A 21,020-nucleotide genomic window follows, 5' to 3' on the forward strand; every position below is an offset into this window, starting at 1 on the left:
TTGACAATCATGAAAACATTTTCATGAAGTCGGATTAAAAAGAAAAGCGCACAAAAAAAATGCTATGGTCTAAGTCGCAAACCTTCTCATATCATACTGGATTTTGTCTGATATGTGAACAAGAGCATGGATATTCGCTGCATTAAAATGTTTTATCGCAACCATAAACCATTTTTTTTGAAATCACTTACAATTCCATTATACCTATGATAATTCTCATTGTCGAATCACGTGAAGCTGTTTTTTCAAACACTTATCCTTATATTAACACTCCCTGCATACGTATAGAATAATCCACTTTGCTCGTCCCTAGAATGCAGCTAACAAGGAGTGTGATGCTATGGATCGTTTAATGCTCAAACGTTGTGGCAGGGGAATATGGGTAATGGCATCTTTCTGCCTCATCGCCTATCTGATATATGTAACGCTGCCTCTGCTCTATCCCTTCCTTCTGGCCTGGATCATTGCTTATGCGATGAATCCTTTTGTCAACCTGCTGCAGAAAAGCCTCAGAGTGCCGCGCTGGATAGCTGTAATCGTGTCCTTATTGCTATATTTCGGCGCAGCCCTAACGATTCTTACCGCGGCCATCAGTAGGCTGGTCAAGGAACTGATCGCCATGACCCAATCCTTCAATTTGCATATCGATACCTGGATGAATTGGCTAACGTCCTGGACTCAGAGTGACAGCATCCAGAATATCGTATATGAAATCAGCCGCTTCTACCAAAACAATCCAAATTATCATGATACCATTAATCAGAATATCACCCGCACAACACAAACGATAGGCACCTTCGTTACCGATCTGGTTACAGGGATTTTCAACGGTATCGTGCAGGTTATTTATTATCTGCCGAACTTAGGCACGATTCTGATCGTGGTATTGCTGGCTACATTTTTCCTCAGCAACAGCTGGGAGCGTCATAATCGCGCTCTTCTGCGCATCGTCCCAGGAGTCATCCATAAACCTATGATCTATATTTTTTCGGATTTAAAAAAAGCACTTCTTGGCTTTGCCAGAGCCCAATTAATTCTTATCTCTATCACGGCTTTTATCGTCATGGTCGCACTTTATGCGCTTGGGGTTCATTCCGCGTTCTCGATCGCTCTTCTCATCGGCTTGGTGGATCTGCTGCCTTATCTTGGCGTCGGGATTGTCCTGATCCCCTGGTCACTGTATGCCTTCATGTCCCATGATCTGACACTCGGAATAGGTTTGACTGTTCTGTACAGCATCATTCTGATCGTCAGACAGATCATGGAGCCCAAAGTGCTTGCCAGCAGCGTGGATCTTGACCCGCTTGCCGCCCTGCTGGGCATGTTCGTGGGTCTGAAGCTGTTCGGAATCTTAGGATTAATCATCGGCCCGGTTTCGCTGGTCATTCTGGATGCATTTCACCGCGCCCATGTATTCAAAGACCTGAGGAATTACGTGATTGGGGGAAGGTTCAGGTAATCACTCAGCGCTCGGACAAACTTTGTTCTTCTTCGCATCTGCCTTCATCCGCTAAAGGGTTAACGAAACAGCACCGCGTTGAATATATCGGGATCTCCACATAAATAGACCGGTCGCTAAGCGGCCGGTCTTCTTGTTGATTCGTATGCTGTTATCTGCGAAATATCGTAATTTTTCCATTTTTCATATTCTTTTTCATCCATTTCCACAGCAAGAGTCGATACAGCGGACGGGTCAATGGAAAAATGAGTGTAAATCCGATGATGTCCGTAACAAAACCGGGCAGAATGAGAAAGATTCCTCCCAAAAATATACATAGGCCATCGGCCATCGAAGGCCCTTGAACCATGCCAGAGTTCATTCTCCGTTTGGCATCCTCCATTGCTTTGCGGCCTTCAAACCTCATCATCGCGACGCCCACCGCAGAAGTCAGCAACGTTAACAGAAATGTATTCATACCGCCTACGCGATCCGCAACGAATTGAAATCCTAATATTTCAATAGCAGGCACAAAAATAATCGCTGCCAGCAACCATTTGAACATGAATCTACTCCTTCCTCCCTAAAAGGGTGTCCTTCAAAGCATGATACAGCTTAGGCGCACATTTATCCAGTCGGGCCGGTTTCCACTCCTGATTCAACCATACATGGCGTGTCGAACCATTCGTTAGCAGAACACCGGGTAGATCAGCTTGGGAGGATTCTTCATTCAGTTCCAGACCAGCCTGTTCCTGTTCGCTAAGCAAACGTACCTCATACTCATAGTGTATTCGAAGGGGGGAGAAAGCAGTCATTCTCGTAAATACTGTGACCAGATCATCATAACGGGCAGGTTGCCGATATTTGATATCCAAATCCACCACCGGAAGCAGGACGCCTTCCGCTTCCATGCCCCGGTAGGTAAACCCCAGTTCCCGTATCATTTCGGTTCGGCCGATCTCAAACCAGTTTAAGTAGTTGGCATGATATACGACACCCATTTGATCGCTTTCCTGGTAACGAACCCGAAAGGAAGTCCGAAACCAGCGGCTTAGTGTTGATATGGATGGATCAGGCAACACCATCATCCCCTCATCTATGCAAAAAGCAATGGCCGACAATCTCGTCCATTGCTTGGTTGCAGTTATATTCATAATCCAACGGATTCTTGACTCTTGTATTATTGCTGCGCCGGAATATGATCCACTTTCAGCAAGTTAGTCGAACCGGAACGGCCAAGCGGCACACCAGCAGTAATGACAACCAGGTCGCCTTCTTTGACGAGTCCCGATTTCACGCCGCCTTGCAGTGCATAGTCAAACATTTCATCCGTAGAGGAAGCCTGTTCGCCTTTAACCGGCGTTACGCCCCAAGTCAGTGCCAAGCGTCTCATCGTTCTCTCCTGTGTCGTCACAGCAACGATAGGCGCCTCTGGACGGTATTTGGATACCATACGAGCGGTTTGGCCTGATTCTGTAGAGGAAATGATCGCTTTCGCACTCAGGTCAAGTGCCGAGATCGCTACAGATTGGCTGATTGCTTCCGTTACGCTGGTTTCTTGAGCGATACGCTGTTTCAAGAACATTTCGCGATAGTTCAGCGCGGATTCCGCTTTCTCAGCAATACGGGACATCGTGAGCACGGATTCCACAGGGTATTTACCTGCAGCTGTTTCGCCGGACAGCATGATAGCGTCAGTTCCGTCAAAGATCGCATTCGCCACGTCACTTGCTTCCGCACGGGTAGGACGAGGATTGCGCTGCATGGAATCGAGCATTTGTGTAGCCGTGATGACCGGTTTGCCAGCCACGTTACATTTTTCGATCATGCGCTTTTGCACCAATGGAACTTCCTCAGCCGGAATCTCTACGCCGAGATCGCCACGGGCAACCATCAAGCCATCGGAAACTTCAAGGATTTCATCCAGGTTGTCAACGCCTTGTTGATTCTCGATTTTGGAGATAATTTGAATGTGCTCGCCGTTATGCTTTTTCAGCAATTCACGGATTTCAAGCACGTCACTTGCTTTACGAACGAAGGAAGCGGCAATAAAATCGATGCCTTGTTCGATTCCGAAAATGATATCGTTGGCGTCTTTTTCCGTGATTCCCGGAAGGGAAATCGCTACACCCGGCACGTTCACACCTTTTTTGCTCTTAATCGTTCCGCCATTGACAATGCGGCATCTGATCTCAGTGCCTTGAATTTCTACAACGGTAAGACCAATCAGACCATCATCAATCAAGATGGTGGATCCAACCACAACATCCTGCGGCAACTCTTTGTAAGTGACAGACAAACGATTCTTATCACCAAGGATTTCCTCGGTAGTAAGGGTGACATACTCATCTTGCACTAGCTCAATCGGTTCCACTTCAAGTTTACCGGTGCGGATTTCTGGACCCTTGGTATCAAGCAGGATCGCTACCGTTTTGTTCAGCTCTTCGCAAGCTTGGCGGATGTTTTTGATCCGGTTGCCATGCTCTTCGAAATCGCCGTGGGAGAAGTTCAAGCGTGCCACGTTCATGCCAGCCATGATGAGCTTCTTGGTGTTTTCCAACGATTCACTGGAAGGACCGATAGTACATACAATTTTAGTTTTGCGCATTTGGGTTTCCTCCGTTTATTAAAAGGTTCTCTATATCTCTCCAACAATTAAATCTACTACAAAAAGTCTCATTTGTATAGGAATTTCGTCATCTTTCCTATACTCATCAGACTTTTACAGGGAAACGTCTTCCTGTTCTACCCTTGCAAAATCAAACTCCCCGATTTTGCGGAATTTACGGTACCGGTCTTCCTTCAGCTCACAAGCATCCATCAAAGACAGCTCTTTCAGATGACGGATCAGTGCACTTGAAATCGCAGCGGCCGTCTCTTCGTAGCTGCGATGCGCTCCGCCCTTAGGCTCCGGTATGATCTCCTCGATGACTTCCATTTCCAGCAAATCTTTAGCGGTGATCTTCATCGCTTCGGCAGCCTGGTCAGCTTTGGAAGCATCCTTCCATAGAATGGAAGCAGCACCGTTAGGAGAAATGGCGGAATAGATAGCATGCTCAAGCATAAGCACTCGATTGCCTACAGCCATCGCAAGAGCACCGCCGCTTCCACCTTCGCCTATGACCACACAAACAACGGGCACTCCAAGAGAAGACATCTCCCGCAAATTACGGGCGATTGCCTCGGACTGACCTCTTTCTTCAGCTGTATTACCCGGATAGGCGCCCTTTGTATCAATAAAGGTAATAATCGGGCGGTTGAATTTATTCGCCTGCTGCATGAGCCGGAGTGCTTTACGGAAGCCTTCCGGATGAGCGCTTCCGAAGAAACGGGCGATATTATCCTTCGTATCTTTCCCGCGCTGCTGTCCGAGCACTGTCACGGGAACACCATCAAGCTTAGCCAAACCGCCGACAACAGCAAGATCGTCCCCGTAGAGACGATCTCCATGCAGCTCGATGAAATCCGTAAAGATCAACTGGATCAGATCAAGCGAAGTCGGTCGCTGTTGATGACGGGCCAGATGCATTTTCTGGGAAGGTGAAATCGAAGAGTAGATTTCTTCTTCCAAACGACTATATCGTTCTTCAAGGCGGGCGATTTCATCCGTAAAATCAATCCCTTTTTCCTCTCCGAATTGTTTCAGTTCTTCAATCTTCTTGCGCATTTCGGCAAGTGGCTTTTCAAATGGCAATTCGCCTGACATTAGAATCCCCCTTTCACGGTATGCATCTCCAGCAGCTTACCTAGCATGGAGCGCATATCTTTCCGATGAACAACCATGTCAAGCTGGCCATGAGCCAGATTGAACTCTGCTGTCTGGAAATCGTCAGGAAGCTTCTGGCGAATCGTCTGTTCAATCACGATCCGGCCCGCAAAGCCAAAGACGGCTCCCGGCTCGGCGATATTGATGTCGCCTAGAGTCGCAAAACTGGCAGAAACCCCGCCTGTTGTCGGATCCGTGATCACAGATATATAGAGCCCGCCAAGTTCGTTGAACCGGGACAAGGCTGCACTTGTTTTGGCCATCTGCATCAAACTAAGTATGCTCTCCTGCATTCGTGCACCGCCCGAAGTGGAGAAAATAATAAGTGGTAAACGCTTGTCCGTTGCAAACTCAATCGCTCGGGTGATCTTCTCCCCAACGACGGAGCCCATGCTTCCCGTGAAAAAATCGAAACTCATGACAGCTACGACTACGGGCTGTCCTTGAATGGAGCCTTGTCCCGTAATTACGGCATCATGAAGACCCGACTTCATCTTTTGCTGCTCAAGCTTGGCTGCATATCCCGGAAACTTCAGCGGATCCACCGAGATCATTTCTGCATCGAACTCTTCGAAGCCTGTCTCATCCAGCGTCATGGAAATCCGCTCTACCGCGTTCAAGCGCATATGATGACCACATTCCTGGCAGACCTTCAGGTTCTTCTCAAGCTCTTTACTGTATTGAATAGTGCCACATTTGGCACACTTGTTCATCAGACCCTCCGGAATTTCCCGTTTCGGGCGTTCACCTTCCTGAGGCTGCCCTGTTGTCCCATATCGTTCCGATGGGATCGTTGCGTATTTCCTTTTTTTCTGAAACAAGTCTTTAAACACAACTACACCTCTCCAGCCGTAAATTTGAATGGCCGCCGCAATAACATATCGCCGATCCGTACACTTCTTCGCTATGTAACCCAGATAAAACTAGGGATGCAAGATCGAATTCAATACTTCCTGTACTTCCTCAAGCTCTCCGGAGGGTACCAAAATCTCAAACTGTTGTTTGGAAAGATTCACAGGACGGCTTTGAACCAAAAAACCTTCTTCCGTTAGCCTGGTCTTGATCATTTCCGCCACCTTTGCAGTTGGCGCAATATAGATTACCGTCCACATGCCTTTCAGATCCCCCTAATCTCGTCCCACAGGCATTTCCTGAGCCGATATAATGGATAATGATATCATACTTCAGTTTTTACCTCAACAAAGAGACAGGGGGCTGAAAACCATTTATATACCCTTATACAGCGATTCGACACGCCTCGTGCAAATCAGTCAGATCCCGCAGCATACTGGGCCGCATCGGGACTGCGATGTGCGATCCGCGATGAAGCCGCAGCGGCGATGCCTGCAACGAGATCATCCAGAAACACATGAATCCGGTCTGACTGTTCATTCAATATCTCAATCACACCTATTTTCTCTTTATCCAGATAGCCAAAGCTGGTCAGTCCGATCATACCGTATATGCTCGTAACACCCAGCGCCATCGTTTCATCCACTCCGTAAAGCGGTTCGTCATTCTCCAATATGGACTGCAGCGGCTCAGGCAGCAGCTTTTTCTCGGCCAGCTCATCCAGTGCAATGCCCGTGAACAGCGTATACTGCACCTCTCGCTTGCCGAGTACGGCCCGGACGCTTTCTTCACACTGCTGAATGGTTAGCTTGGGATGATAGCGCTGCTGAAGCTTAAATACGATATCCGCGATGGAGTCTACACTGACTCCTCTGCGGCTAAGCATGCTTTCTGCCAAGTCCGTTGACATCACAAATCCCTCCCGCGTCTTTGGCCGTTACTCTCCAGTTGCTGCTGTTATGAAGAGCTGTAATTTGAACAAAATACTCGGCCAACATTACCTGTAGTGTCCTAATTGTATGCGGGAGGGATGAAAAACGTTCTTAAATCTTCATATCATTTCACTTTAACCGTGTCTTTACCTAGCATGCTCTCAATTTCGGCAAATAGGTCCTGTGAAGGCTTGATCCGGTAAGCATCACTCAGCGCGAGCACCTTCTGGCTTCGCTCATAGAACAACACCGTTGCCATGGAGCCCGGATGCTGCTGCAGAAGCTCCTTCAGCTTCACGAGCAGCTCCGATCGCTCCGCATCAGCCGTTATTTTTACAAATACCCGCTGTTCAGTCTTAGCATTCGGTATCCCTCCGTGCGATTCCTTCTTGGATGGCTCATGTAACCCCGTTGTTTCCATTCGGCCAGGCTGCAGAACCTGATCTTGGGGAGCCGTGACGGACGATGGTTTGCCTGACAAAACTGCCTGTGCTCCGGTTCCGCTTGGTTTTCCGTTCCTGCCTGCTCCCTCGTTTCTCCCTCTGCTGCCTGAAGTTCCCCGGACTTTACTGCGCTGGATCAGTTGACCCAAAGTTTGCGCCTCGAGCGGCGCGACTTCTTCGGCCAGCAGCTTAAAGCCTTCGTCCTGCAGCTGGACCTTCGCCCGTATCGCGAGCAGCGCGCCTTTTTCGATCAGATGCGAGCTTCGCTTCCACACTTCCGGAAAGAGGACCACCTCACAGCGTTCGATCTGGTCCTCGCATTCCATGAAAGCCATTGCCTTCCCCTGTTTCGTCGTTATCGTCTTGAGCGTTACCACCATACCTGCGACCGTAGCCATCGAATCATCGGCCGCATCATGCAGATCCATTAACCGATCCGCTCCTAATTCCGTTAGCGTATCCTCAAATCCATCCAGCGGATGTCCGGATAAATACATGCCCAGCAGCTCACGTTCGAATTCCAGCTGCTGACTTGCGGTATACGGCGGGATGTCAGGATATTCAATATCCCAATTCGTGGTTTCCACAAAGTCAAAAAGCTGAATCTGGAGATCGTCCCGCTCCTTCCTCCATTTCACGGCTGCGTCGACCGTCTCGTCAAGCATAGCAACCAGCTGCGAACGATGGCCTTGCAGGGAGTCAAAGGCCCCCGCCTGAATCAGCGACTCGATCACACGCTTATTGCATACACGCAGATCGACTCGGCGGCAAAAATCAAGCAGACTTTCAAACGGTTTCTCCTGTCGTATTTCGACGATATTCTCCACTGCTTGCGTACCCACATTCTTAATGGCTGCGAGCCCGAAGCGGATCGCACCGCCGGCCTGAGAACTGGCCTGTTCTTCACTGCCCTCGGCAGCAAAGCGACTCATGACCGGCGTGAAATACGTTCCGCTTTCGTTGACATCAGGCGGCATCACCTCGATGTCAATGCGCCGCGCCTCCAGCACGTATTCAGCTACCTTCCGATGACTGCCCATCACGGCTGTCAGCATGGAAGCCATAAACGGAACCGGATAGTGCGCCTTAAGATAAGCTGTTTGGAAGGCCAGCACACCGTAGGCGGCAGCATGAGCTCGAGGGAAGCCATAATTCGCAAACCGGACGATCATATCGTACACGCGATTGGCCTCATCCTCGGTATAGCCCAGCTTCAGGCTGCCCGAAACAAAATGACTCCGCTCATGGTCGAGCACTTCGCGTTTCTTCTTTGATACCGCTCTGCGCAGCAAATCCGCTTCCCCCAGAGAGAAGCCCGCCATCCTGGAGGCGATCTGCATAATTTGCTCCTGGTAGACAATAATGCCATACGTATCGCCCAGGATCGGGATCAAGTCCGGATGAGGATATTCCGGCTCGATCTGGCCGTGCTTGGCCTGAATGAACTTCGGAATAAACTCCATCGGGCCTGGGCGGTACAGAGCATTCACGGAGACGATATCCTCGAACACTGAAGGTTTCAGATCCTTCAGCACCCGCCGTATACCAGCGGATTCGAGCTGAAATACGCCCGTGGTCTCCCCACGACTCAGCATTTCATAGGTCGCTTGATCGTCATCTGGCACTTGTTCAAAATCTAGCTCTCTGCCAGTCAATTCTTGTATCCATCTGAGCGTACGCTCGATAATCGACAATGTTCGCAGGCCCAAAAAATCCATCTTGAGGAGCCCCACGCTCTCCAGATTCTCCATAGAATACTGCGTAAGTGCCGTCTTCTCGCTGCCTTCCTGCAGCGGCACCGCATCCGTCAATGGCTCCCTGGAAATGACGATACCCGCCGCATGCGTTGAAGCATGGCGGGGCATGCCCTCGACCTTCATCGCCATGTCAATCAGCTCGCGTACCTTCGGCTTCGCTTCATACTGCTCCTTCAGCTGCGGACTCTGCTCCATTGCTCTCTCAATGCTGATGCCCAGATGGTTCGGGATCAGCTTAGCTGCCTTGTCCACATCTCCGAACGGCACATTCAGCGCACGTCCGACGTCACGGACTGCTGCCCTTGCCGCCATCGTACCGAACGTTATGATCTGGGCCACATGCCCTTTGCCATATTTATCCACGACGTAATCAATGACCTCATCCCGGCGTTCGTCGCTGAAATCGATATCGATATCCGGCATCGTAATCCGTTCCGGGTTAAGGAAACGTTCGAACAACAGCTTATATTTCATCGGATCCACATTCGTAATCTGAAGCGTGTAAGCAACAAGGCTGCCTGCCGATGAACCCCGGCCGGGTCCAACGGCGATGCCTTGGCGGTGGGCATAGGCGATAAAATCCCATACGATGAGAAAATAATCGCTGAAACCCATATTCTCGATGACGCCTAGCTCATAATCGAGACGCTGCTCCAGCTCGCTTCGCTGTGCCTCATCCTGCCACCGCACCGTACTACCATAACGTTCCTGCAGTCCGTTCAAACAGAGATCCCGCAAATATTCCGCAGCATCCTTCCCTTCCGGGAGCGAGCGGTATTCCGGCAAAATGGATTTGCCAAATTCCAGTTCCAAATTACACTGGTCTGCAATCTTAGCCGTATTCAATATAGCTTCAGGCACGTGGGGATACAGGCGCTCCATTTCACTGCCGCTCTTCAGATAGAGCTGGTTCGTCTGGATCTGCAGCCTGTCTTCGTCTTCCACCGTCTTTCCCGTTCCGATACAGATCAGAACGTCCTGTACCTCGGCATCGTTCTCGGTCAGATAATGAACATCATTGGTGGCTACTAACGGTATGCCCGTATCGCGGCTAAGCTGGATCAACTGGGGATTCACACGCTTCTGCTCTGGAATGCCGTGATCCTGCAGTTCCAAGTAATAATCATCTCCAAATATGGCCTGGTAACGAAGCGCTGCTGCTTTCGCCTCCGCTTCGCGTCCATGCATCAAATGCTGGGGAACCTCTCCGCCTAAGCAAGCGCTGAGGCATATGATTCCTTCATGATGGGCGGCAAGCGACTCCATATCAATTCGAGGTCTGTAATGATACCCCTCCAGATGCCCGATCGAGCACAGCTTCATCAAATTTCGATAACCGGTCTCATTCTTGGCAAGCAAAATCAGATGATAGATCGGCTGGTCTTTACGGCTTCCCCGCTCCTTGCGGGAGCCTGCCGTGATATAAGCTTCACATCCGATAATCGGCTTGATGCCTTGCGCTACACATGCTTTGTAAAATGGAATAGCACCATACATCACACCATGATCCGTGAGCGCCAGCGATTTCATGCCGAGCGCGGCCGCTTCCCGCACCAGGTCACCGATACGTGCCGCTCCATCAAGCAAACTGTATTCACTATGCACGTGCAAATGCACGAAAGAGCTCATCGTAACGCCTTCCTTTCGCAGGTACATGTATATTTTCAAGATATTTCAAAAATATCTTCATAGCTCTAAAAGTCTATATACCATTTTATCATAATCCTGATAGGACCGCCCATAGAATGAAACAAGGGAGAATGTGGACAGGCGAAAAGCCATGCACACCCCCACTGTCAGAAGAGAGGAGACAAAATGCATGAGCGTTTTTTTATCAAAAGCAATCCTGGACTTTTTTATAGCCTTCGGCATCGTGCTTGGAGGGGCCATGGTAGGGGGGGTAGGCGCTGTGCTGTCCCTGCAGCCCCCCGCACTAACCATGATTGAAGTGGCTGATCGAATTAAAATCTGGGCGCTTGCGGCTGCTATTGGAGGCACGATTGATCCGATGCGGGTTATTGAGAGCAATGTAGTAGTAGGCAATTTATCTCCTGCCATCAAGCAGGTTTTATATTTAGGCTTTGCATTTCTTGGAGCACATATGGGCAGCGAGCTGGTCAAATGGGTGTGCAACGGGAGGAGCTGAGCGATGCGCGTACCTCCAACCCACCGCTTCCGTCCCTTTTATCAGGTCGCTTCGATCTTCGTGCTGGGTATGGTCGTCGGGAGCATCGTATACAACTCGCTCTACCATGCCAGCTACAATAAATTATGGTTGATCAATGAACAGCAGCAGCTCAAAATTGCGCAATATGAAGAAGATATCAAATCGTTAAAAAAATACAGCAAACAATCCACGGTGATCAAAGAGATTAAGATTCGAAACGAACAAAACGATAAACAACCACTGGATCCTTTAATCATCAAGGAGCTCGTCAGGCTGATGGGTGAGGATCTGGCAGCCCTTCGCGGGAGAAACGTGTTTGATATCGACACGGACAGTAAGCTGACACGCTCCCTCCTCAGCGACAAAATTTATACAGTCCGTGAGAAAGATTACAAGGTTCAAATCAAGACCATGCTCGTCATGGAAGGCGTGCTTCAAATCTGGGTTAGCATCGATCATGTAGATGCAAAGTCAACCGGAGCATGATACAATACCGATAGCATAAATGATTAAAATCGGCATGCTTGACGCGAGCATCGTTAAGCTAGTAATGAAAGTAAAGGAGCCTTCCATGTTAACTGTCATCCACTATATCCTATATATCATTCTGGTACTGTCCGTAATAGCAGCCGCGCTGTACAGTATTCGCGCCCGACGTACGGCTGATCCGGCCGACCGTGGTATATACATGTCCATGATGAACATCTGTATGGGCATGATGCTGATCTCTCTTTCACTTGTGTGCATGTTTCTGTTCAGCGGCTCCACGCCAGCTGTCATTGTAGAAGCGGTATTTCTGGTGCTTGGGGCATTTAATATATTTGCTGGCATCCGAAGCCGCACCTATTACTCGAGACTGAAGAATTCACAGGCAGCCAAAGCCAACTGAATGATTTATACGCAAAGAAAGGGCATCCCGGAAAGGTCTATAAATACCTGCGGGATGCCCCTTTTATATATAATGTGCTGATTACCTAACCATGATCAATTGCCTGCAGGGTCATTACCGCTTTAGCAATCAGGCTGGACTGATGCTGAATCTCAATCTCCATCTTGCATGTGCGCCGGCTGTTCTCCAGGAGTTTAGGCATAATAACAATCGGATCCTCAATCTGTACAGGACGAATGAAATATGTCGATAAATGGTCCAGCACATGATCCCAGCCGCTGATATCCTTGGCCGCCTTAACGGCAGCTTGACTCATCACGGTCGTGAGCACCCCTTGTGAGATCGTTCCAAGTTCAGAGGCCATCTGAGGTGTGATAAAGCCGTGAAAAAACAATCGGCCTTCCTCGTCCCGATCCTCTGCAATTCCGTTCCAGATCAGCTGATCAAAAGTCTCGCCAAGCTGCGGCTGGTTCCGGGCATCCCGAAGCGCCCCAAGCACCTCTTTTCGCGTGATCGTAGCCAGCAGCTTGCGGTTCCGATCGACGATCGGCAGAAAATCGATTCCTTCCCACATCATAATCTGCGCCGCTGATGCCAAGGATGTCTTCATGCTTGCCGTAACAGGATTGCGAGTCATCGCTTTCTCAATCGGCTGGGATTCAGCCATTCCTTCCACATCCCGGACCCCGACGATGCCAATGACTCGGTTCCATTCGTCCGTAACCGGATAACGGATTTCCCCGCTCTCCTGCGATATCCGTTTAAATTCTTGAACGGTAACCGAGTTTTTCAACTGATGGCTCTTCGGCTTGTCACGGGCAATATCCTCCACCAACATAATTTTTTTCTTGATCAATCGGTCAAATATGGCACGGTTAATCATCGAAGCTACTGTAAAGGTATCATGCCGGGAGGAAATGATCGGCAGATGCAGCTGGTCAGCCAGCTGCTTTACTTCCCGGCTCGTACCGAAGCCGCCCGTAATCAGCACGCCTGCCCCCTGCTCAAGCGCCAGGGAGTGGGCATCTTCGCGGTTACCCACAATCATAAGGCTTCCGGCGTCGATATATCGAACCATTGCCTCTACCTTCATGGCACCGATCACGTACTTATGCAGGCTTTTATTGAGCCCTTCCGCACCGCCAAGCACATGCCCTTCCACGATTTCCACAACATCAGCAAAGGTGAGCTGCTCAGAGATGTTCCTCGGCTTCCGTTCCACGCGCACCGTGCCGATCCTCTCTTTTGTAATCACGATACCCAGGCTCTCAGCTTCCTTTACTGCCCGGTATGCAGTTCCCTCGCTCACGCCCATCTCTTTGGCTAACCGACGAACGGATATTTTGCTGCCAACCTTCAAACCTTCAATATGCTGAACCAACTGCTCATGTTTAGTAATCGTATCATCCCGAACGTCCAACTGTTACACCCCCATAACACTATCTGTACTATGCTGTATCTATTATATCACGTACTTCTATCCTCCCATACCGTCCAACACAAAAAAACCTCCCCACTAAGGATACGGTTGCATATAGGCAGCCATTCCTTAATGGAAGGTTTAGCACAGCTCTACTGGAATTCTTATCTTAGTTGGCCTCCTGGCTCTTCTGTTCCTCAGGCCATTTCAGTTCCCATTGACTCAATTTCTCCTTACGGATCGCATCCAGCGCTTTCTGCTTTGCTTCATCTACACCGATGAGATAATACAGATGCGAGCCGATGACGAGCAGGGCAAATCCCGCCCAGACTGCCCCAAACAGCGAAACCCATGAGAATCCTGCAGAAAAGGTGATGCTCGGCAGGGCGTATATCAACATACCTAGTGCAACTAATAAATAAGCCGTGTGTTTAAACTTGTTCTTCTTCTTTTTCATAATCAACGCAGCTCCTCTACTCTCTGAAATCTATATTTCTACTCTATGAGGAACGTGCGTAATTTATGAGACAAGTTTGCAAAAATATCTTAAAATCAATGAAGCTATCGGTAATGCCAGAATAGAAGGATCTATTAAGACTGGGCTGGCCCATATAGATGCTGCAGGCTATCCGATATAATCTTGTTCACATCTTCAATGATAACACTCAGACGACGCTCGGCATCAAACAATCGACGGATATTCAGGTTCAGACTCAGCACTTCAAATTGCTTCTCCATCTTCTCCATTTCTTCCTGTGCCGGCATATCGCCTGACATCATGCGCTGTTGAAGCTCCATTTGACGCTGACGGAAGTCATCCAGCATTCGTCTGCTCTCCGGGTCAGCATCCACAAGTTTCATCGCAGAGGTAATTTCCTCTACCTCCTGGCTTTCCTTCATCGCTTTTGCCAAATCATGTGCCTTGTCATAGATATTCATTCCTGATTCCTCCATTATGTTCGGCTTATTCGCCGTAATTGATATCATTCTTCATTCATTTCTCATTTCCAGAGCATGGTCACCAGGGACTGGAACAATCCGATCATTCCGCCCAGAAGCACTCCCAGCCAGGTGATAGCCCTGAACTCGCGGCCGGATACACTGAGGATGACCTCCTCCAGCCGCTCAATCGGGAATTTCTCCACCTGCTCCTGGACAAGCTGCGGTAAGTTGACAGCTTTCATGGCTGCGGGAATGCTTCGCTCAAGGAAGCCAAGGCCCTTATCAAGCAACCCAGGCAGCGCCGCCTCGATAGCAGGCACACGCGGTCCGATAACTTCGGCAAGGCGCAGATCCTCAATTCGCTGGAGCCACTTGGACCAAGGCAGCTTGTCATCCAATGTGCGAGTGACCCATTCAAGGCCCGGTTCTCCAGCTGCATTTTCGATAACATCACCAAGAGGCATCTCACCGTACTGGTTTATTTTACCGGAAATGATCTCCGTGATGGTCTGCCGGACCTTCTCGCCCTCCAGCTGTTGGATTAACATGGGCGTCAGCTTCTGAATCAGTTTATCCTCATCCACAAATATCGAAGCCATGGTTCCCAGAAACCCGCCAGCCTTATCCATTAACGAGGAAGCCAAGCTCGACAACATCAATTGACCCTTTGCCGACAAAAGAGTATTACCCAATTCCTTCAATACGACATCGGCTGCTGCGGAGCTCCACTGCTGAATCGTTTCCTCAGACCAGCCGGGAACAAGTTCCTTCAGCGGTTTAGCCTCCAGCCCATAACCATGCCACACGGCTGCCGCACCTTGAGATGTAAGCTGACGTGCTGATTGTTCGGCTTGAAGCTTCAAGCGTTCCCACTGCTCGGGACTCCATACCTTCAGCGCCAAATCACCAAAACTCAGCTCTGACTGGCTCCATTCCTCCAGCTTATGACGAAGGCTGTCCTCCATCTTACTTCGAAACACCGGCTTGCGGATGAGATCTTGAAGCCCCTCGCTTGTCACCAGGTAATCCGAGACCACGTGTCCGAGCGACTCTGCGATTTCGTCTTTACGCTTTGGAATAAGACCAGGCGTAAAGGGAAGACGGCGACCCAGAATCCTTTTTTCTTCCCGGGGGTGGAACAGCATTTTTATCGCAAAATGGTTCGTAATGCCGCCAACAAAGGCAGCAACGCACACATTCACCAAAATAAACAGCCAGTTCGGCATTTACAGCACTCCTTTTTCCCGAACAGTACAATCACCAAGGGATATATGTCCTCATATGATGCATTACATGCAATGGTCAGACGATGTCTTTAGTCTGCTCACTTAAGTATCCAGTTGTTGTCGGAAGGAGATCCACCATGCGCAAACCGAAGATCAAATCCAACACCAAATCCAAGATATCGGTTCAAATCATCCGCTCAGCTCAGCTTCCGGATTACGATATCAAGCTTGGTGACCGGCTCATAAGACAGCTCCGTATCCCGACAGATTCACCGGTACAGCTCGCCTTTGGCTCCTTCAAGCAGGAAATCCAAGTTACTTCAGGAGGAAAATCGAACTCACTTGCCCTCAGTCCTTCCATCTTCAGTAACACGGGTCTTCTTCCTCGTACCACCATGAATGTCAGATATTACCCGGCGGAGAAAACTCTGAAGCTTGGTCCCCTTATCGGTGTCATGGTTAGCCGCTATCAGCCGGATGAACCTGACAAACCTTTCGGGTCAATCTCGGCCTTCTGCCTGGAAATGGTAAATGCAGCCAAGAAACAAGGTGCATATGTATACTTCTTCACCCCTGACATGATCGGTACAAATCCGTCAACACTTGAAGCGATTGCCTATGACACGGGTTGGATAAAGCTCAGCGTTCCAGCTCCGGACGTCATTAATAACCGGCTGTCTACCCGCAAACTGGAGAATAGTCCTAGCGTACAGCATTTTATGAGAGAAGTAAAATCGCGATACAGCACCCAAATCTTCAACGAGAAATTTCTCGATAAATCGGATGTCTTTGAGGCGCTGGGAACCAATGCAAAGCTCCAAAAGTATTTACCTGAATCTTATTTACTCAGCGGTTATCCGACGCTCAAAAAAATGTGTGCAGCTTATCGAACGGTTTTTCTTAAACCGGTGCGAGGAAGCTTGGGTAAAGGAATCATCCGGATATCCCGCCAGGAGAATGGCCATTATCAGACGATGACCACTTCTCTCGAGGGAATCAAGAAGCATACCTACTCTTCTTTAACGAACCTGTTCAGCAGCTTATCCGGGAAAATCAAAAAAACTCGTTATCAAATTCAGCAAGGGCTGGATTTGATCCGAATCAACAAACGAAACGTAGACTTCCGCGCGCTTATGCATAAAGACAAAAGCGGAAAATGGGCAGTAACCTCCATTGTCGCCCGAATCGCTGGGGGAAATCACTTCGTGTCCAATCTCGCAAGAGGCGGCACACTATCTTCTGTTAAAGATGCTCTTGCCATGAGCGTAATTCCATTATCCGCCAAGCAAACGGCTCCTGCGAGAATGAACCAGGCCGCGCTTGATATCGCCGATGGCCTCGAAGCTGCCATTCCCTATCATTTCGGTGAGCTGGGCATTGATCTTGCAATGGATACAACAGGCAGAATTTGGCTTCTGGAAGTCAACTCCAAGCCTTCCAAAAGTGAAAATGCGCCGTTGAATGCCGACTCCAAGGTAAGACCCTCAGCCGTACGTCTCATCCAATACTGTCAATACTTGACGGGTTTGTAAAAAGGAGAACCCTATGTCCTTAAATATGATAGGCACCATGGGTGTCATGGTATGTCGCAGACCGGGCTTTCCCCCTTTTGCCGAGAAGGAATATCTCGGCAAACTAAGTTCACAGGCCAAGGGACTTGGAGTGCAGGTATTCGTATTTTGCCCAGAGGGCGATTCCACCGTCGGGAGAATAAGAGACCCTGTAAACCAAATACGAGGGTATCATTACAATCCAGCAGATGGATGGAGCACCGGCACCTTTTCTGCGCCTGAGCTCATCTATGACCGATGCCTGCACCGAAACGGTGATGAAACCGCTAGCGCCAGTGAGTTTCTGAACAGGCTGCTGCAGCAAGGCTCCATGCTCTGGTCGCGGGGTCTGCCGGGAAAAATAAAAGTTCATCAATTCTTGAAACGCTTCTCTGCCTTAAAACCTCATCTGCCAGCCACTATTCGATATACAGGCGCTGAGTCACTAAACCGGGCTTTGCTGACTTTCGGAAGTGGAATTTTCATGAAACCAAGCGGGGGTTCACATGGTCGTCATACTCTATACCTGTCTTTTATAGAAGATCAGAAGATCAAACTGCATGGAAGAGACCGACGAAACTGTACGTTCGAGCAGACGATTACTCTCCAGCAGATGGACGAATGGGTCCGGCATTTTACCGGTACTCGCCGATTTATCATTCAACCTTTCCTGAGACTTCTTAACCGAAAAGGGAATCCGTATGATCTTCGGTCTCTCGTTCAAAAGAATGATCGCGGCTTATGGTCCATCACCGGAATTGCAGTTCGGCAAGGAGCAGAGCATGGATTGACTTCTAACCTTCATGGAGGCGGTACAGCTTACCCTGCCTTGCCTTATTTAACCTCCGATTTCGGAGATGAGAAGGCTTTGAAGATCATTCGGACCATCCGCCATTTATCCGATCAGCTTCCCCCCTTGCTGGAAGAAGGCTTCGGCCGACTGGGCGAACTGGGGATCGACTTCGGCATAGATACCCAAGGGCGGGTATGGATTCTGGAGGTCAATTCCAAACCTGGCCGACGTGCATTTACTTTAACGGGAGATGCTCACGCAGCCAGACTGTCCATTGAACATCCGATTCAATACGCCCGTTATTTATTGCTTCGACAACTTAGGAGGGTAAATACATGAGTTTGAATTTCGGAAATATTCACTTCTCGCAGCAGCCCGAAAAAGTCGTCTTTTTATCCGGTTCGCTGTTCCGAAGCCTAGGGCTATCAAGCAAAAAATCGATTCAGCTTCGAATAGGCACCCAGACCATATCAGCTGCGGTAAAACCGATAGAGCGATCTGGAAAACACATCTATTTAAGCAGCGGTGTCCGAAACAATATACCTGTACCAAGACAAGGACCCATCTATATTCATTCTTCTCGTGAGGGAGAAATTGAATTGGGGCCTGTTGTCGGAATTCTATCGGATGGGCCGCATAATTCGTCCAATCCCTTTGGAGCTCGTGCCTCCTATATCCGGCAACTGCTTCGCGAAGGCAATAAAAAAATGTTTGTGTATGCCTTTGCTCCGCGAGATATAAACTGGCAGCGTGGGAGCGTGCAAGGTTATATACTCGGCGCTAACGGCGGCTTCGTTCGCAGAACCGTCCCGCTTCCTGACGTCGTCTATAACCGTCTCCCTAGCCGTAAAACGGACTTTTCCCCTTTTACCAATCAGCTGCGGGACCGTTTTGGCAAACGTAATATCAAGTTTTTTAACTGGGCCTTCTTCAACAAATCCGATATATATTCACTGCTGGACGGCGATGTCCAGGCGGGAAAATACTTGCCGGAAACCTATAACAATCCGAGTCCTGAACAGATCAAAGATATGATGGAGCGTCACAATTTTGTATATTATAAGCCCTCTGCCGGTAGTTTAGGCCTCGGCATCTACCGCTTAACCTACCTTCCGAAAAAAGGCTACTACGCGCGTTATCACGGCAACGAAGGCAACACACTGCTTAAATTCCCCAATTTTAATAGCCTAATGCGGATGCTCCAAGCCAAACACGGCTCCAGGCTGCGGAATTATGTCATTCAACAGGGAATACGTCTCATCGAAATTGATGGGTGCCCGATCGATTTCAGATTCCATATGCATAAGAACAGCAAAAATCGCTGGGCGGTAGTAGGAATCGGTGCCAAAAAGGCTGGCCGGGGCAGCGTAACTACGCACATCAAAAATGGTGGATCATTGTTGACGCCGGAACACGCTCTTTCTCGAGCATTCGGCTCCAAATCGCGGGAAGTACTGGAACGTGCCAAGCAAGCTGCCATCACGATGTCGGAAGCCATCGAGAATCATCATCCACATCTTTTGGGAGAACTCGGATTTGATATCGGAATTGATGATCAAGAAAGAATCTGGATGTTTGAAGCAAATTCGAAGCCAGGCCGATCGATCTTCAACCATCCTGCGCTAAGAGGGGAAGGAAGAGCATCGGTCGAGCATATTTTTGACCATAGTATGTATTTGAGTGGCTTCCACAGGGGGAATGATTCGTGATCAGCCGAGTGGAAAGTGATGAAAAACCTATTGTGGCAATCCTGACCATGCACGATTCGCATACGATGTTTAGAGGCAATAGACAAAATTTCCAGGAAATTATCAAAACGGGAAAAGAGATGGGCTTTCTGGTCTATGTAGTGACCGTGCGCGATCTGAAATTGAACTCGGATACCGTCAAAGGCTATATGCTGCAGCGCGATCATACCTGGGAGCAGAGACAGTGCCCGCTGCCCCTGGTGATATACAACCGAATTCCAAACCGGGAGGATGAATCCCTCCCCTGGGTTCGCCGCAAAATTAAGGAATGTCAACTGCATCCCCGCATCGACATCTACAATCCGCATTTTTTTAATAAAAGACAGCTTTTTGTATGGCTGACTAAGTCAGGCTTAACCAAGAAATGGGCTCCCTTAACGAAGCGTATGAAGGGATTTCCTACTTTATACGAAATGATCAAACGAAAGCCTTATCTGTACCTCAAGCCTGAGGATGGCAAAGCCGGCCAAGGCATCATGAGGGTGCGTTATCAGAAGAGTAAACCGTTGCCCTACCGCATTCAAATTCAGAATAACAAAAACAGTACTACCTACAAAGCAGCTTCCCTGGAGCGGCTTTGGAACCGGGTCTATCAGGAAACCAAAGGGAGCTCTTACCTGATCCAGCAGGGAATTGAATTGGCTCAGGTCCATGGGCGAGCTTTTGACCTTCGTATTCTTGTACAGAAAAACGAGTCCGGACTGTGGGCTGTTACCGGCGTCGGTGCTCGTATGGCCGGTGCCAAAAGCATAACAACTCACGTTCCTCGCGGCGGAACGATTGAGGATCCTGAGAAATTACTGCCCATCGTGTTCGGCCAGGAGCGCTCCGATGCCATTCTCAGCGAAGTTAGAAAAGCAGCCATCCATATAGCCCGGCAAATCGAGAAAAGCTCAGGTCATCCACATGGCGAAATGTCCATGGACCTTGGCATTGATAACGAAGGTGTCCTGTGGTTCTTTGAAGCCAACTCAAGACCAATGAAATTCGATGAACCCGGGATTCGCAAGAAATCTTTGGAGCGAATTTTCCAATATTCCGACTACCTTATCAATCAAAGGTAAGCAGGAAGCGAGTCCCTTATTCATAAAAACCCA

Annotated in this window: 20 protein-coding genes; 8 read left to right on the top strand and 12 right to left on the bottom strand. The window is 49.0% G+C overall.

All coding sequences use genetic code 11. The features are described 5' to 3' along the window. The first annotated feature begins 340 nt into the window (after positions 1–340). On the top strand, positions 341–1,459 hold the full coding sequence (gene ytvI, locus AM231_RS17645) for a sporulation integral membrane protein YtvI (RefSeq protein ID WP_054403849.1): 1,119 nt from the start codon (positions 341–343) through the stop codon (positions 1,457–1,459). Between the two features lie 151 nt (positions 1,460–1,610). Here ytvI and AM231_RS17650 read toward each other — a convergent pair whose 3' ends face one another. The 8 genes from AM231_RS17650 to AM231_RS17685 form a co-directional block, all read right to left on the bottom strand. Further along, entirely contained in the window at positions 1,611–2,003 is a 393-nt protein-coding gene (locus AM231_RS17650) for an FxsA family protein (protein ID WP_053492001.1), read from the bottom strand. 4 nt (positions 2,004–2,007) lie between these two features. Then, complete coding sequence (locus AM231_RS17655; RefSeq protein WP_054403850.1) at positions 2,008–2,523, bottom strand: acyl-CoA thioesterase; 516 nt, start codon at positions 2,521–2,523, stop codon at positions 2,008–2,010. 95 nt (positions 2,524–2,618) lie between these two features. After that, positions 2,619–4,046 carry a pyruvate kinase gene (pyk, locus tag AM231_RS17660; RefSeq protein ID WP_054403851.1) on the bottom strand — a complete coding sequence of 476 codons (1,428 nt, stop codon included), beginning with the start codon at positions 4,044–4,046 and terminating at the stop codon, positions 2,619–2,621. A 114-nt stretch (positions 4,047–4,160) separates the two neighbouring features. Continuing rightward, positions 4,161–5,144, bottom strand: a complete 984-nt coding sequence (locus AM231_RS17665; protein WP_054403852.1) for an acetyl-CoA carboxylase carboxyltransferase subunit alpha — start codon at positions 5,142–5,144, stop codon at positions 4,161–4,163. Further along, a complete protein-coding gene (gene accD, locus AM231_RS17670) occupies positions 5,144–6,037 on the bottom strand; it encodes an acetyl-CoA carboxylase, carboxyltransferase subunit beta (RefSeq protein WP_053491997.1) in 894 nt (297 codons plus the stop codon). The genes AM231_RS17665 and accD overlap by 1 nt, the downstream gene beginning before the upstream one ends. A gap of 90 nt (positions 6,038–6,127) precedes the next feature. Continuing rightward, positions 6,128–6,316, bottom strand: a complete 189-nt coding sequence (locus AM231_RS17675) for a hypothetical protein (protein ID WP_006212044.1) — start codon at positions 6,314–6,316, stop codon at positions 6,128–6,130. Between the two features lie 155 nt (positions 6,317–6,471). Then, positions 6,472–6,966, bottom strand: a complete 495-nt coding sequence (locus tag AM231_RS17680; RefSeq protein ID WP_053491996.1) for a phosphatidylglycerophosphatase A family protein — start codon at positions 6,964–6,966, stop codon at positions 6,472–6,474. A 146-nt stretch (positions 6,967–7,112) separates the two neighbouring features. After that, on the bottom strand, positions 7,113–10,817 hold the full coding sequence (locus tag AM231_RS17685; protein ID WP_054403853.1) for a DNA polymerase III subunit alpha: 3,705 nt from the start codon (positions 10,815–10,817) through the stop codon (positions 7,113–7,115). Between the two features lie 190 nt (positions 10,818–11,007). On the opposite strand from AM231_RS17685, the gene AM231_RS17690 reads away from it, so the two are divergent. The 3 genes from AM231_RS17690 to AM231_RS17700 all read left to right on the top strand — a co-directional run bounded on the left by AM231_RS17690 (position 11,008) and on the right by AM231_RS17700 (position 12,244). Then, a complete protein-coding gene (locus AM231_RS17690) occupies positions 11,008–11,334 on the top strand; it encodes a YtrH family sporulation protein (protein WP_053491994.1) in 327 nt (108 codons plus the stop codon). 3 nt (positions 11,335–11,337) lie between these two features. After that, positions 11,338–11,841, top strand: coding sequence for a sporulation membrane protein YtrI (locus tag AM231_RS17695; RefSeq protein ID WP_054403854.1), 504 nt, complete (start codon positions 11,338–11,340; stop codon positions 11,839–11,841). A gap of 85 nt (positions 11,842–11,926) precedes the next feature. After that, the gene (locus tag AM231_RS17700; RefSeq protein ID WP_054404261.1) at positions 11,927–12,244 is read left to right on the top strand and encodes a YtpI family protein; all 318 of its coding nucleotides are present in this window, start codon (positions 11,927–11,929) and stop codon (positions 12,242–12,244) included. Between the two features lie 85 nt (positions 12,245–12,329). Here AM231_RS17700 and AM231_RS17705 read toward each other — a convergent pair whose 3' ends face one another. From AM231_RS17705 to AM231_RS17720, 4 genes are all read right to left on the bottom strand, one after another. Then, on the bottom strand, positions 12,330–13,664 hold the full coding sequence (locus AM231_RS17705; protein ID WP_054403855.1) for a DRTGG domain-containing protein: 1,335 nt from the start codon (positions 13,662–13,664) through the stop codon (positions 12,330–12,332). A gap of 169 nt (positions 13,665–13,833) precedes the next feature. Next, entirely contained in the window at positions 13,834–14,121 is a 288-nt protein-coding gene (locus tag AM231_RS17710) for a hypothetical protein (RefSeq protein ID WP_053491990.1), read from the bottom strand. 134 nt (positions 14,122–14,255) lie between these two features. Then, positions 14,256–14,603: a YlbF/YmcA family competence regulator gene (locus AM231_RS17715; protein WP_009595776.1), complete on the bottom strand. Its 348-nt coding sequence runs from the start codon at positions 14,601–14,603 to the stop codon at positions 14,256–14,258. Between the two features lie 62 nt (positions 14,604–14,665). After that, positions 14,666–15,832 (bottom strand): DUF445 domain-containing protein, encoded by a 1,167-nt coding sequence (locus AM231_RS17720; protein ID WP_054403856.1) that lies wholly within the window; start codon positions 15,830–15,832, stop codon positions 14,666–14,668. A gap of 137 nt (positions 15,833–15,969) precedes the next feature. On the opposite strand from AM231_RS17720, the gene AM231_RS17725 reads away from it, so the two are divergent. From AM231_RS17725 to AM231_RS17740, 4 genes are read left to right on the top strand one after another with little or no spacing between them, the layout of a single operon-like run. Further along, positions 15,970–17,364, top strand: coding sequence for a YheC/YheD family endospore coat-associated protein (locus AM231_RS17725; protein WP_054403857.1), 1,395 nt, complete (start codon positions 15,970–15,972; stop codon positions 17,362–17,364). Between the two features lie 13 nt (positions 17,365–17,377). Next, a complete protein-coding gene (locus tag AM231_RS17730) occupies positions 17,378–18,514 on the top strand; it encodes a YheC/YheD family endospore coat-associated protein (RefSeq protein WP_054403858.1) in 1,137 nt (378 codons plus the stop codon). After that, positions 18,511–19,884, top strand: coding sequence for a YheC/YheD family endospore coat-associated protein (locus tag AM231_RS17735; protein ID WP_053491986.1), 1,374 nt, complete (start codon positions 18,511–18,513; stop codon positions 19,882–19,884). Before AM231_RS17730 ends, AM231_RS17735 begins: the two co-directional genes overlap by 4 nt. Then, the gene (locus AM231_RS17740; protein WP_082341736.1) at positions 19,881–20,987 is read left to right on the top strand and encodes a YheC/YheD family endospore coat-associated protein; all 1,107 of its coding nucleotides are present in this window, start codon (positions 19,881–19,883) and stop codon (positions 20,985–20,987) included. The genes AM231_RS17735 and AM231_RS17740 overlap by 4 nt, the downstream gene beginning before the upstream one ends. Positions 20,988–21,020: the final 33 nt, after the last annotated feature.

Origin of the sequence: Paenibacillus solani, from assembly GCF_001277345.1 — a bacterium.
Taxonomy (GTDB): Bacteria; Bacillota; Bacilli; order Paenibacillales; family Paenibacillaceae; genus Paenibacillus_AQ; species Paenibacillus_AQ solani.